At 61.7% G+C, this 11,483-nt stretch carries 12 protein-coding genes; 6 read left to right on the plus strand and 6 right to left on the minus strand.

Annotation, left to right across the window (positions count from 1 at the left end; translation table 11 throughout):
- Positions 1 to 17: 17 nt before the first annotated feature.
- Positions 18 to 743 carry a flagellar basal-body rod protein FlgF gene (gene flgF / locus ACOZKU_RS04510; RefSeq protein ID WP_421577844.1) on the minus strand — a complete coding sequence of 242 codons (726 nt, stop codon included), beginning with the start codon at positions 741 to 743 and terminating at the stop codon, positions 18 to 20.
- 1 nt (position 744) lies between these two features.
- On the minus strand, positions 745 to 1,524 hold the full coding sequence (locus tag ACOZKU_RS04515) for a DUF1217 domain-containing protein (protein WP_421577845.1): 780 nt from the start codon (positions 1,522 to 1,524) through the stop codon (positions 745 to 747).
- A 177-nt stretch (positions 1,525 to 1,701) separates the two neighbouring features.
- Between ACOZKU_RS04515 and motA the strand changes: the two genes are divergently transcribed.
- The 6 genes from motA to ACOZKU_RS04545 all read left to right on the plus strand — a co-directional run bounded on the left by motA (position 1,702) and on the right by ACOZKU_RS04545 (position 6,881).
- Positions 1,702 to 2,577, plus strand: coding sequence for a flagellar motor stator protein MotA (gene motA / locus ACOZKU_RS04520; RefSeq protein ID WP_314092634.1), 876 nt, complete (start codon positions 1,702 to 1,704; stop codon positions 2,575 to 2,577).
- Between the two features lie 3 nt (positions 2,578 to 2,580).
- On the plus strand, positions 2,581 to 3,525 hold the full coding sequence (locus tag ACOZKU_RS04525; protein WP_421577846.1) for a FliM/FliN family flagellar motor switch protein: 945 nt from the start codon (positions 2,581 to 2,583) through the stop codon (positions 3,523 to 3,525).
- Positions 3,526 to 3,587: 62 nt separating this feature from the next.
- Positions 3,588 to 4,172, plus strand: coding sequence for a flagellar motor switch protein FliN (fliN, locus tag ACOZKU_RS04530; protein WP_421577847.1), 585 nt, complete (start codon positions 3,588 to 3,590; stop codon positions 4,170 to 4,172).
- A gap of 30 nt (positions 4,173 to 4,202) precedes the next feature.
- Positions 4,203 to 5,237, plus strand: coding sequence for a flagellar motor switch protein FliG (fliG, locus tag ACOZKU_RS04535; RefSeq protein ID WP_313523554.1), 1,035 nt, complete (start codon positions 4,203 to 4,205; stop codon positions 5,235 to 5,237).
- A 112-nt stretch (positions 5,238 to 5,349) separates the two neighbouring features.
- The gene (gene flhB, locus ACOZKU_RS04540) at positions 5,350 to 6,429 is read left to right on the plus strand and encodes a flagellar biosynthesis protein FlhB (RefSeq protein WP_314092628.1); all 1,080 of its coding nucleotides are present in this window, start codon (positions 5,350 to 5,352) and stop codon (positions 6,427 to 6,429) included.
- Positions 6,430 to 6,434: 5 nt separating this feature from the next.
- On the plus strand, positions 6,435 to 6,881 hold the full coding sequence (locus ACOZKU_RS04545) for a hypothetical protein (RefSeq protein ID WP_421577848.1): 447 nt from the start codon (positions 6,435 to 6,437) through the stop codon (positions 6,879 to 6,881).
- Between the two features lie 55 nt (positions 6,882 to 6,936).
- On the opposite strand, the gene visR is transcribed toward ACOZKU_RS04545, so the two are convergent.
- The 4 genes from visR to cheT all read right to left on the minus strand — a co-directional run bounded on the left by visR (position 6,937) and on the right by cheT (position 11,419).
- Complete coding sequence (visR, locus tag ACOZKU_RS04550; protein ID WP_421577849.1) at positions 6,937 to 7,680, minus strand: transcriptional regulator VisR; 744 nt, start codon at positions 7,678 to 7,680, stop codon at positions 6,937 to 6,939.
- 69 nt (positions 7,681 to 7,749) lie between these two features.
- Positions 7,750 to 8,493, minus strand: a complete 744-nt coding sequence (gene visN, locus ACOZKU_RS04555) for a transcriptional regulator VisN (protein WP_314092623.1) — start codon at positions 8,491 to 8,493, stop codon at positions 7,750 to 7,752.
- 568 nt (positions 8,494 to 9,061) lie between these two features.
- The gene (gene fliF, locus ACOZKU_RS04560) at positions 9,062 to 10,762 is read right to left on the minus strand and encodes a flagellar basal-body MS-ring/collar protein FliF (RefSeq protein WP_421577850.1); all 1,701 of its coding nucleotides are present in this window, start codon (positions 10,760 to 10,762) and stop codon (positions 9,062 to 9,064) included.
- Between the two features lie 267 nt (positions 10,763 to 11,029).
- Entirely contained in the window at positions 11,030 to 11,419 is a 390-nt protein-coding gene (gene cheT / locus ACOZKU_RS04565) for a chemotaxis protein CheT (RefSeq protein WP_313523542.1), read from the minus strand.
- Positions 11,420 to 11,483: the final 64 nt, after the last annotated feature.

Genomic DNA, 11,483 nt, shown 5'->3' on the forward strand with positions numbered 1-11,483 from the left:
GTTTCCGCCGCCATGGTTTACTTGCTTCCGCCGAGGGTGCGCACCGCTTCGTTCATCGATTCCTCGCTGTCGCGCATGAGCGAGGCGATGCTTTCGAAGGCGCGCGTGACCTGGATGAGCTGCGTCATCTCACCGATGGCGTTGACGTTGGACTCTTCGACATAGCCCTGCACCACGCCGGCATCGACGCGGTCGACCACCGGCTCCGGCGGGATTTTCGAGATGATGCCGCTGTTGCCGGCGCGGGTGAAACCGCCCGAGAGATCGGCATCGAACAGGCCGAGCGAGGCGACCGGACGGCCGTTCTGGTTGAGCTGGCCGTCGGCGCTGAGCTGGATTGCGCCGTTGGTCGCATCGATCTGGATCGGGCCGCCGCCGGCATCGAGCACCGGATAGCCGTTCAGCGTGACAAGCTCGCCGGCATCCGTCAGCGTGAAACGGCCGTCGCGGGTCAGCGTCGGGCCGGATGGCGTTTCCACCTGGAACCAGGAGTCACCCTTGATGGCAAAGTCCAGCGCGCCGCCGGTCTCGGTGATGCCGCCGTTGCGCTGGGAGATGAATTCGTCGCCCTGCGAAACGAAGGCGACGTCGGCGATCTTCTGGTCGCTGACGACCTGGTTGAACTTCACTTCCGTGGCGCGGAAGCCGACGGTCGTCGAGTTCGCGACGTTGTCGGCAAGGGTCGTCAGGCGGCGGTCGAGCGCAAGCTGGGACGAAAGCGATACATAGAGCCCGGTCTGCATCTCAGCGACCTCCAAGTTTCAGGTTGTTGATGGACAGCAGAAGATCCGTCGAAATGCCGATGAGGCCCGACGGCTGGAAAGCAGAAAGCGAATCGACGCCGCCCGTGGGATTTTCGAGCTCCCACATCGAGGTGAACCGCTCGAGGAACTTGCCGACCTTCGACGGGTCCTTGAACTCGTCGAGTTTCAGCACGTCCTCGTAATAGGCGGCCTGACGGTCGATATCGGTGGCGGCGAATTCGGCGGGAAGCTGGAGCGCGGTGCGCACGACCTGCGCGATCGCGTCGTCGGCGATGATCGAATAGCCCGAGGTGATCGAGGGGGCCATGCGCTCGAAATAGAGCGCGAGGCGCACACCGGTATTGTCCTCGCCCGCACTGATCTCCAGCGTCTGGCGGGTATACTTCTCGACCATGCCCTTCTGGGCACTTTCCATAAGCGTGGCGACTTCGCCGTGGCGGGCGAAGTTCAGCGATTGCGCCAGCTCCTTGTAGCGCGTGTCGGTGAGTTGGTTGGCGAAGGCATCTTTGTTGTCGACGCCCTCGGTCAGCACCTTGCGCATGAAGGCCTTGGCATAGGCCATGTCCTCGAGGCCGTGCGCCTTCATCACGTAATTATAAAGCCTGGAATCGGCGAAGAAGTCGTCGATCGATTTCACGTCGCCGATCTTCTCGAGATAGTATTCCGTCTCGCGCTTGACGTCCGGCTGCTCCGAAACGCGCTTCAGCGACGTCTGGAGGTCGGAGGAAATCAACTGGTAGCTCGTATAGGTGGTCGTCACGACAGCCCGCCAATCAAGGTGCAAGAGGGCGCGATGGCCCGTTATGAGCCATGATCCTGCGGGCTTTTGCTTGCGCGAACCTGATCGGTAAACCTGCCGTTAGGTACAGCTTCACGCAAGGCTGGAACCGTATTTCCAGAAGGGTCAGATCAGAATTGTGTCGGGACCCCTGCGCTCATGAATATCATCATTGGTCTAATCGTTACGGTCGGTTGCGTCTTGGGCGGCTTCATGGCCATGGGCGGACACCTTGCGGTGCTCAACCAGCCGTTCGAGCTCATGATCATCGGCGGCGCGGGCGTCGGCGGCTTCATCGTGGCCAACACGATGAAGGTCATCAAGGAGACCGGCAAGGCGCTGATGGAGGCCTTCAAGCACAAGGTTCCCAAGGAACGCCACTATCTCGATACGCTGGGCGTGCTCTACAGCCTGATGCGCGACCTGCGCACCAAGTCGCGCAACGAGATCGAAGCGCATATCGACAATCCGGACGAGTCGCCGATCTTCCAGTCGGCCCCGACGGTTCTCGCCAACAAGGAACTGACGGCCTTCATCTGCGACTACGTCCGCCTCATCATCATCGGCAATGCCCGCTCGCACGAGATCGAGGCGCTGATGGACGAGGAAATCCAGACGATCACGCGCGACAAGATGAAGCCCTACCAGTCGCTCTCCACCATGGGCGACGCCTTCCCGGCCATCGGCATCATCGCCGCCGTTCTCGGGGTTATCAAGGCGATGGGCAAGATCAACGAGTCGCCCGAGGTTCTCGGCGGCCTCATCGGCTCGGCGCTCGTCGGCACCATGCTCGGCATCTTCCTGTCCTATTCAATCGTCACGCCGATCGCGACCAACATCAAGGTCGTGCGCGAGAAGCAGAACCGCCTCTACATCATCGTCAAGCAGACGCTGCTCGCCTACATGAACGGTTCCGTGCCGCAGGTGGCGCTGGAATACGGCCGCAAGACCATCTCTTCCTACGAGCGCCCGTCGATCGACGCGGTCGAGCAGGAAATGATGAATCCGGGCGGCGGCGACACGAAGGCGGCCTAAGCAATGAGTGAAGCGACCGTGACCGCAGCCCCGTCTCTCGACCCGATCGTGCTGGCACGCCTCACCGGCAAGCTTGGCGACACGGCGACCATCTCGAAGCTCTGCGCCACCCTGGGCGACGTCTTTTCCGAATTTCTGCCGGATATGCTGGAAAGCGAACTCGGCTTCGAGGTCGCGGTTTCCTATGCCGGTTTCGAGACGGGCAAATACGGCCCGCTCATCGAAGGCCTCGGCGGCGCCATGGCGATGTGCGACGCCTCGCTTCGCGACTGGTGCGATCGCTTCACGCTGATCTGCGACAGCCCGATGATCATCACGCTCGTCGAAAACATGCTGGGCGCCGTCAGCGACAGCATCGAGGACCCCGAGGCGCGTCCGCTCTCCAAGATCGAGCTGGATCTCGCCGCGATGATGTTCGACCGCATCTCCAGCGTGCTGAAGACCGCCGTTTCCGGCGCCAACGGCTACGAGCCCTTCCTCGGCCACGCGCACAATGCGGAAACGCGCAAGGCAATCGAGGACGGCTCCGACAATGAACATGTCGCCATGGTCAACATGGCCGTCGGCATCGGTCCTGTTCTCTCGACCTTCCATGTCGTCATTCCGCAGAGCGTTCTGCTGAAGTCGAAGATTTCGGCACCGAAGGCGGCCAATGCGCCGAAGACCCGCGTCGAATGGAGCGAGCGGCTCGGCGAGCAGGTCCGCCGCTCGAAGGTGACGCTCGAGGCGCGCATCCGGCTCGAAGCCCAGACGCTCGACACGATCAGCCGCCTGCAGGCCGGCGACATCATCCCGTTCAACGAATCAGGTGATGTGCGCGTCGAAGTCAACGCCAACGGCCGCAATCTCTATGTCTGCGAATTCGGCCGGTCGGGCGCGCGCTACACGGTCAGGGTCAAGGACACCTACGGATCGGAGGACGATCTCCTCCAGCACATCATCGGATAGTTTACGCATGACTCGTACGGGGCCGCGAGCCTCAGGCAAGTTTCGAATGGAATAGTGGTCATATGGCACCGAAGAAAACACCCATCGCTGACGACATCATGTCCTCCATCAATGCAGGCGACCAGGAACTGGAGCAGGCGATCGACGACCTGCGCGGCGTTCTTCAGAAGGATGCCTCCGGCGCGCTCGGCACCGATCTTGCGGCAGCGGACGATCCGCTCGCGGCCTTCGGCGGTGATTTCGGCAGCTCCGATTTCGGCGGTGCGGCAGCGACCTCCGATTTCGGCGGCGGCGCAAGCTTCGGCGGTTCGGATTTCGGCGGCGGTAACGACTTCGGCGCCAACGATTTCTCCGCCGATCTCGGCGAAGCGCCCCGTCCGGGCAGCGCGATGGAGTCCAACATGGACCTCATCATGGACATCCCGATCGATCTGCAGATCGTGCTCGGTTCGTCCAAGATGCAGGTTTCCAGCCTGATGAACCTCAGCGAAGGCGCAACGATCGCGCTCGATCGCCGCATCGGCGAACCCGTCGAGGTCATGGTCAACGGCCGCGTCATCGGCCGCGGCGAAATTACGGTTCTTGAGAACGACGACACCCGTTTCGGGGTGAAGCTGATTGAAGTGAAGAGTACACGCAAGGTCTGACACCCGGTTCAGGGTTCAGGGGGATAATCCATGATGGATTTCGAAAATTTCGGGACGTCCACGGCGCTTGGTTCGCCGCTATCGCCGGTCGAGAAGGCAGCAGCCGTTCTTCTCGCCATGGGCAAGGGCGTGGCCGGCAAGCTGCTCAAATATTTTACGCAAAGCGAGCTTCAGGCGATCATCGCCGCCGCGCAGAACCTGCGCGCCATCCCGCCGCATGAGCTGATCGATCTCGTCAACGAGTTCGAGGACCTCTTCACCGAGGGCGCGGGGCTGATGGACAATGCCAAGATGATGGAAGGCATCCTCGAAGAGGGCCTGACACCGGACGAAGTGGATGGCCTGCTCGGCCGCCGCGCCGCCTTCCAGGCCTTCGAATCGACGATCTGGGACCGCCTGCAGGACGCCGACCCGGTCTTCGTCTCGAAGTTCCTGCTGAACGAACACCCGCAGACCATCGCCTATATTCTCTCCATGATGCCGTCGGCCTTCGGCGCCAAGGTGCTGGTGGAAATTCCCGAGGCGCAGCGCGCCGACATCATCAACCGAACCGTCAACCTCAAGGACGCGAGCCCCAAGGCGACCGCGATCGTCGAGGCGCGGATCATCGAGATGATCAATGCCTTGGACTCCGAGCGCAACTCGGTCGGCTCGAACAAGGTCGCCGACCTCATGAACGAGCTCGAAAAGTCGCAGGTCGACGAGATGCTGGCCTCGCTCGAAACGGTCTCGACCGAATCGGTCAAGAAGGTCCGTCCGAAGATCTTCCTCTTCGAAGACGTGCTCTACATGCCGCAGAAGAGCCGCGTGTCGCTGTTCAACGACGTCTCGGGCGATATCATCACGGCGGCCCTGCGCGGCGCCACGATGGAACTGCGCGAATCGATCCTCTCCTCGATCGGTGCGCGCCAGCGCCGCATGATCGAATCGGACCTCGCCGTCGGCGACGGCAACCCGCGCGAAGTGGCGATTGCCCGCCGCTCGATCACCCAGGAAGCCATTCGCCTGGCCGCAGCCGGACAAATCCAGTTGAAGGAGAAGGAACAGGAAGCCCAGGCCGCCTGATCCACCTTGACACGACATCGCCGCAAGCGGAGCGTATCCAACGGCCCGACTCTCCAGCAGGGGATGTCGGGCCTTTTGCTTTTGGCTGCTTGTGCCAGCCGCGGGGTGCGCCATGTCGGACGAAGATAAAGACAGTAAAACAGAACTCCCGTCAGAGAAAAAGATCAGGGACGCGATGGAAAAGGGCAATACGCCCTTCTCGCGCGAGATCACCATTTTCGCCTCGACGCTTGCGATCTATCTCTTCCTCGTCTTCTTCCTGCCTGATGGCGTGGCGCGCATGAACGAGACGCTGCGCGACTTCTTCGAGCAGCCGGAGGCCTGGAACCTCAAGTCCGGCACCGACGTCATCGCGATCTTCCGCCATCTCGGCTGGGAGGCCGGCGCGCTGCTTCTGCCGATCCTGGCCATGATGATGATCTTCGGCATCGCCTCCTCCGTCTTCCAGAACATGCCGAGCCCGGTTCTGGAGCGCATACGCCCGCAGATGTCGCGCCTCAGCCCGGTCGCGGGCCTCGGCCGCATGTTCGGCAAGCAGGGCATGGTCGAATTCGGCAAGTCGCTGATCAAGATCATGCTCGTCTCGCTGGTCGTCGGGATCGCGATGCGCGGCAATTATTTCGCCTCGCTCGACACCATGTTCTCCGAACCGGCGACGCTCATCTATTTGATGACGTCTGATATCAACAAGGTCCTGCTCATCATCCTCTTCGCAACCGCGATCATCGCCGGCATCGACTTTGCCTGGACGCGCTATCACTGGTTCTCCGAACTGATGATGACGAAGCAGGAAGTGAAAGAGGAAATGAAGCAGTCACAGGGCGATCCGATCGTGAAAGCCCGCATGCGTTCGATCCAGCGCGACCGCGCGCGCCGCCGCATGATCACCGCGGTGCCGCGCGCCACGCTCGTCATCGCCAACCCGACTCACTTCGCCGTCGCCCTGCGCTATGTGCGCGAAGAGGGCGATGCGCCGGTCGTCGTCGCCAAGGGGCAGGACCTCGTCGCGCTGAAGATTCGCGAGATCGCCGAGGAGAACGGAATTCCGGTTTTCGAAGATCCGCCGCTCGCACGCTCAATGTTTGCGCAAGTCTCGGTGGATAGTGTCATTCCACCGGTGTTCTACAAAGCCGTGGCAGAGCTGATTCACCGGGTTTATGCAGCTTCGCCCCAGACCAGACGGGTAAACTAGATCCGATGAGAAAATGCACCTACTCCGCCGAGCGCGAGAAGATTGTCGCAGAGGCAATCTGCCCGGTCGCCACTGAGCTCAGACTGCTCGATGCCGCCGATCTCGTCTCGCTGTTGCGTTTCGAGTGCTACGGGAACCTGGCCGACCTCGTCTCTTCGGCTGCGGAGCTGTATTTCCTGCCCGGCACGATCAATTTCGGCGCCGGCGGCGACTATCGCCTCGACTGGGATACCGAGCCGGAGGTGACGCTGGACATGGAAATCCGCCCGCAGGGCGTGACGGTCTATGCCAAGCTGTTGCTGCAGAAGGACACTGCCGGCGTGGAAGTCACCCATGTCGCCTTCAACGATCCATCGCCCGATCCGGACGACAACACCGCTTTCCTGCGCAAGAGCCTAGCCGAATCACGCTACGTGAAATCCGGCCCCGCGGCATCGCACCACGCTCATTGACCCTGCAATCGGGCGCAAAAGAAATGGCCATGGTATCCATGGCCGTTTTCATTTGTCAGGTGATGTAGCCGAGGCGGATGGCCTTGGCGATCGCCTGGATGCGATTAACCGCATCAAGCTTGGTCGTCGCCGTGCCGAGATAGGCATTCACCGTATGCACGGATAGCCCCATCTTTTCCGCGATGGCTTCGGAAATGCAGCCGTCGCCGGCCATCTGCAGGCAGGCGATCTCGCGTTCGCTGAGCGCCTCGGAGGGCAGAAGCTTCTTCTCGTCGACCGCCAGCATGTCGATCAGGATCTGGCAGCTCTTCATATGCAGGTCGACGACGAGGTCGCTCGAGGGCGCGATGAAGGCGCCGGTGAAGATGACATAGCCGTTGCCGTGCGCCCCGAGGCGGACCGGAAAGGCGATGCCCGACCAAGGCAGCAGCCGTGCCGGAAGACGCACCGTGAAGGGTTCCGCGCCGGGTTCGACGAACTGGTTGTCGCCCGCCCCTTCCCAGATCAGCGGCAGCATGGACGCTTCGAGATGGGCGAGCATCGTTGGGCCATAGGCCTCGATCAGCGCCCGCGCATTGCCATCGACACCGGTTGCCCAGTTGTGCAGCGACAGCGTCAGCTTGCGGGCCGACGGCAAGCCATGGCCGGCGACCCGCAGCACCGCGAAATGTTCGGCACCGAGAAGGGTCTGCATGACCTGCAGGCGGGAAACGAAATCGGATGCACGCGCCGCTTTCGGCGGTCGCGCGAGCCGGATTTCCGTCTCCAGGGCAGCGGGGGCTGAAAGCTGGATACCCATGGCGTTCTCCTGTCTGCTGTTGTGCGCAATTCCAAACGCAAAACCGCGGCGCACTTTTGCTGGAATTGCTTAGACCAGGCTGTTGCGAACGGCCCAGGCGATCGCTTCGGACCGCGTCTTCGTCGCGGTCTTGCGCATCACGCTGGTGATGTAATTGTTGATCGTGTTGCGGGATATGCCAAGGATGACGGCGATCTCGTCGCTCGTCTTGCCTTCGGCGATCCAGTAAAGGCACTCGATCTCGCGCTCGGTCAGGTCCATCTCGCGGTCCTGCCGAAGGATCGCACCCCGGCAGCAGACGCTGGCGAAATAGCCGGTCATGACGCCGACATCGCGCAACTTGCTTTGCGAGAGGATGAAATGCTCCGGGAAGAGCAGCACGAGCGACATGCGCACGCGCCCAACATGAAAGGCGATGGTGCAGTATTCGCGGCTGACACCCGAGGGCACCGCAATCTCATCGCTCAGATGGGCAAAGCAAGGTTTGAGAAGGTTCAGACACTTGTCCAGTTCGCTCATGCGCGACTGGCCGGCGACGATGGCACCGGCAATGGTGCGCACCATGTCGAAGGGCCAGTCCGAAGCGACAACGGCTTCCATTCCGGCTTCGGATGACACGTCATGACGAACGAGAAGATAATTGGAGGCACTGACGTAATCGGTCAGTGCCCGCAATCCCTGGGACAGACCGGCGCGATCCGCACAGCGTCCGAGATGTTGAACCAGAAGCTCACGCGCACTCTTACGCTCACCAGACTCGGCGGAGAATCCATAGGATTCCCAGGCCGCGACATCCGACCGGATCGTTTCCATGATAGCCCCCTGTTCCGATTCCGAACGGAGAATTCCTGCCTCCTTCCCGCCAGGAATCCGGAACCGTCCGAACTCCTTCCGATCAGGCCGCATCGGCAGGAATCACCAAGCGAATCAGTGACTAAAGTGTACATCGACCACCGCTAAAAACCACCGCCCCCTTCTCGGGATTTACTTTTGACGGCTTCTATGAGTCGCCACGGCCCAGGTGATTTGCTTCGACGGAGGGGAATGAGCCTGTCGTCGACGGATGGTTTAAGATATTGTTAACTATGAAATATTTGGAAGCCTTCATAAGGCTTGCCGCAAAAAGCGGTCACTCATTCGATTCTGGATTGCAGTGTGATGCCGGCTTTCACAACCGGGTATGCCGAAAAATATTTTTCGCACCCGGCGTCATCGCTTCCGCTTCGGCCTCAACGGGAGTCCGTGAGCGAGGAATTTGCTTCAAGGCGTCGTGTCCGCGTTGCCGAAATGCGACATGGACCTCAAAAACCACGGACGCCAATCCCCAAACGAAAGACGCGGCCGTTGCCGGCCGCGTCTTGATTTCCGTTCCGGAATGCCCTCAGGCGGCTTCCTTTTCGATGGACCACTTGCGCAGGATCTTGGCAGCGCGTTCCTCGCTGATCTCGACCATGCGGCTGAGGCGGCGCTCCGGACCTTCCTTGACGCGGCGGTTGAAGGCCCCATCGCTGTCGTCGCCGGCATTGAGCAGGTCGTCCGTGCTGTCGAAGCCGAAGTCCGCGCCGAAGCCATCCATGAGCGTCGCACCAGGGCCGCCGATACCACCCGCGGCAGGGGAGAAGTCGGGCAGTTCGAGGCCGGCCGCATCGCTTTCCAGCGCATTGCCTGCTGCCGCGCCGCCGCCGGTGATCGAGCGGACTGCCGGGCGAAGGCCGAACCAGACCACGACCACCGCCACACCGAGGAAGGCGAGCGCATTGATGATGCCACCGAGATTGCGCGTCAGGGTTTCCATGACGCCCGGACCCGGCACCGCTTCGTTAAGCAGCTGGTGGTCGAGGAATTCCATGGCATTGATCGTGACGACGTCACCGCGCTGGGTATTGAGACCGGCTGCCGAGGAGACGATCTTCTGCATGTCGGCGATATAGGCGTCGATCTTTGCCTGGTCCGCCGGCTCGCCGACCATCGCCGCGACGCGCGCACGGTTGACGACGACGGCGACGGAGAGCTTCTCGACCGCAAAGCCGTTGCGCGTGGTGGCGACGGTCTTGCTGTTGATCTCGTAGTTGGTCTGCTCTTCCTTCTTGTCGGCCTCGTCGCTGGACTTCTGGCCATCGGCTTTGCCCTGAGGGCCGCCCTGCGGAATGTTCTGCTCGACCGTCGCGGCCTTGTTGTCGGCCTGCTGCTGCGACTTCTGCGTTTCGCGCGTCACGCGGACCGAGCGCTCGACGCGCGATTCCGGATCGTAAACAGTTTCCTGGATCTGCTGGGAATCCGTGTTGAGCGAAGCGGTGACGCTGGCGCGGAAATTGTCCATGCCCAGGAAGGGCGCGAGCGCCTTTTCGATATTGCGCTCGACTTCGCTCTGGATGGTCTGGACGGCGGTCAGCGAGCGGTTCACCGCGCCGTTTTCGTCATCGTCGCCGGAGGCAAGGAGCTGGCCGGCGGAATCGAGGATTGTCACGCCGTCCACTTCGAGGCCCGGAACGGAGGCGGCGACGAGGTGGCGGATGGCGGCGGCGGATTCACGGCCAGCCTGGGCGCTCGCGCGGATCATGACGGAGGCCGTCGGCACCTGTTCGGCTTTGCGGAAATTGCCGCGCTCCGGCATCACGATATGGACGCGGGCGGCGGCGATGCCGGAGATCTGCTGGATGGTGCGGGCGATTTCGCCTTCGAGGGCGCGCACACGCGTCACTTCCTGCATGAAGGAGGTGAGGCCGAGCGAGCCGACCTTGTCGAAGAGCTCGTAACCGGCATTCGCGCTGCTCGGCAGGCCGCGTTCGGCGAGATAGAGCCGCGCCTTGCCGGTCTGGCCGACAGGCACTTCGATGCTGTCGCCCGCGGCTCCGGTGTTGAAATCGATGTTGGCTTCAGCGAGCGCCAGGCTGATCTGGTTCACGTCGGACTTTTCCAGTCCGACATAGAGCGTCTCGTAGGCAGGCTTGTTCACCATGATCCCGGCGGCGAGCACAAGGCCGACCGAAACGATGGCGGCACCGGCCAGCATCGCAAGCTTCGCCTGCCCCAGCGAGGCCAGGTTCTTGTAGACTTTCGTCAACTGTTCCAACAGATTCATTCTGTTCCCGCACGGACTTGGCGCCTCACCACCTGGCTACATGCCGGCGCTTGCAAGACGCATTTTCAATTTCGTGGGACGGAGCCGGCACATTTCCGCACGCGCCGATCTGCCCCATGGAATACGCGGACCTCACTGATCCGGCCTGGAGACTAGACGGCGAAACTTGCGCGAGCATGGCGTGGCCATGCGTGCCAAACGGGCGTTCAAACGAAAGACGGCGCCGCAGGGGCGCCGTCATCGTGAAAGAATATCGTTTCAGATCAATCAGAAGGCTTCGAAATCACCGGCCGCCTTGCCGAGCGGCTGCGAATGGCCGTGGCGCATGCCGTTGCTCAGCGCCTTCTGCATGTCGGCAAGCTTCACCAGGTTCAGCGCCGTCGTGATGTCGACGATGCAGCTGTCGGGAATGCTGGCGGTGATCGTGTCGATGAACTCGGCGAGCCCGCGCGTCTTCTGGACCGCAAGGTCGATGCCCTGCAGAACCATCATGCGCTCGAAGGCATGTTCGGGCACATCGCCATGAATGGCCGCGAGCTGCGGCTCGATACGCTCGATGAGATAGGCGACATCGTGCAGTTCGGACACGATGCGCATCAGCACATCTGGAAGGGCCTCCTCCATGGCATTTGCGGCACTCAGATACTCGGCTTGCATGGGTGACCCTTTTTTGTACGAGCCGGCGGATGATGGACCGGCAACGCAATACTGTTCGTACTTT

The organism is Shinella sp. M31 (assembly GCF_049199205.1).
Lineage (GTDB): Bacteria > Pseudomonadota > Alphaproteobacteria > Rhizobiales > Rhizobiaceae > Shinella.

Excerpts from the sequence above, each read along its gene's own strand:
- flgF (WP_421577844.1), bottom strand. The coding sequence starts at position 743 with ATGCAGACCGGGCTCTATGTATCGCTTTCGTCCCAGCTTGCGCTCGAC.
- motA (WP_314092634.1), top strand. The coding sequence starts at position 1,702 with ATGAATATCATCATTGGTCTAATCGTTACGGTCGGTTGCGTCTTGGGC.
- ACOZKU_RS04525 (WP_421577846.1), top strand. The coding sequence starts at position 2,581 with ATGAGTGAAGCGACCGTGACCGCAGCCCCGTCTCTCGACCCGATCGTG.
- fliN (WP_421577847.1), top strand. The coding sequence starts at position 3,588 with ATGGCACCGAAGAAAACACCCATCGCTGACGACATCATGTCCTCCATC.
- fliG (WP_313523554.1), top strand. The coding sequence starts at position 4,203 with ATGATGGATTTCGAAAATTTCGGGACGTCCACGGCGCTTGGTTCGCCG.
- flhB (WP_314092628.1), top strand. The coding sequence starts at position 5,350 with ATGTCGGACGAAGATAAAGACAGTAAAACAGAACTCCCGTCAGAGAAA.
- ACOZKU_RS04545 (WP_421577848.1), top strand. The coding sequence starts at position 6,435 with ATGAGAAAATGCACCTACTCCGCCGAGCGCGAGAAGATTGTCGCAGAG.
- visR (WP_421577849.1), bottom strand. The coding sequence starts at position 7,680 with ATGGGTATCCAGCTTTCAGCCCCCGCTGCCCTGGAGACGGAAATCCGG.
- visN (WP_314092623.1), bottom strand. The coding sequence starts at position 8,493 with ATGGAAACGATCCGGTCGGATGTCGCGGCCTGGGAATCCTATGGATTC.
- fliF (WP_421577850.1), bottom strand. The coding sequence starts at position 10,762 with ATGAATCTGTTGGAACAGTTGACGAAAGTCTACAAGAACCTGGCCTCG.
- cheT (WP_313523542.1), bottom strand. The coding sequence starts at position 11,419 with ATGCAAGCCGAGTATCTGAGTGCCGCAAATGCCATGGAGGAGGCCCTT.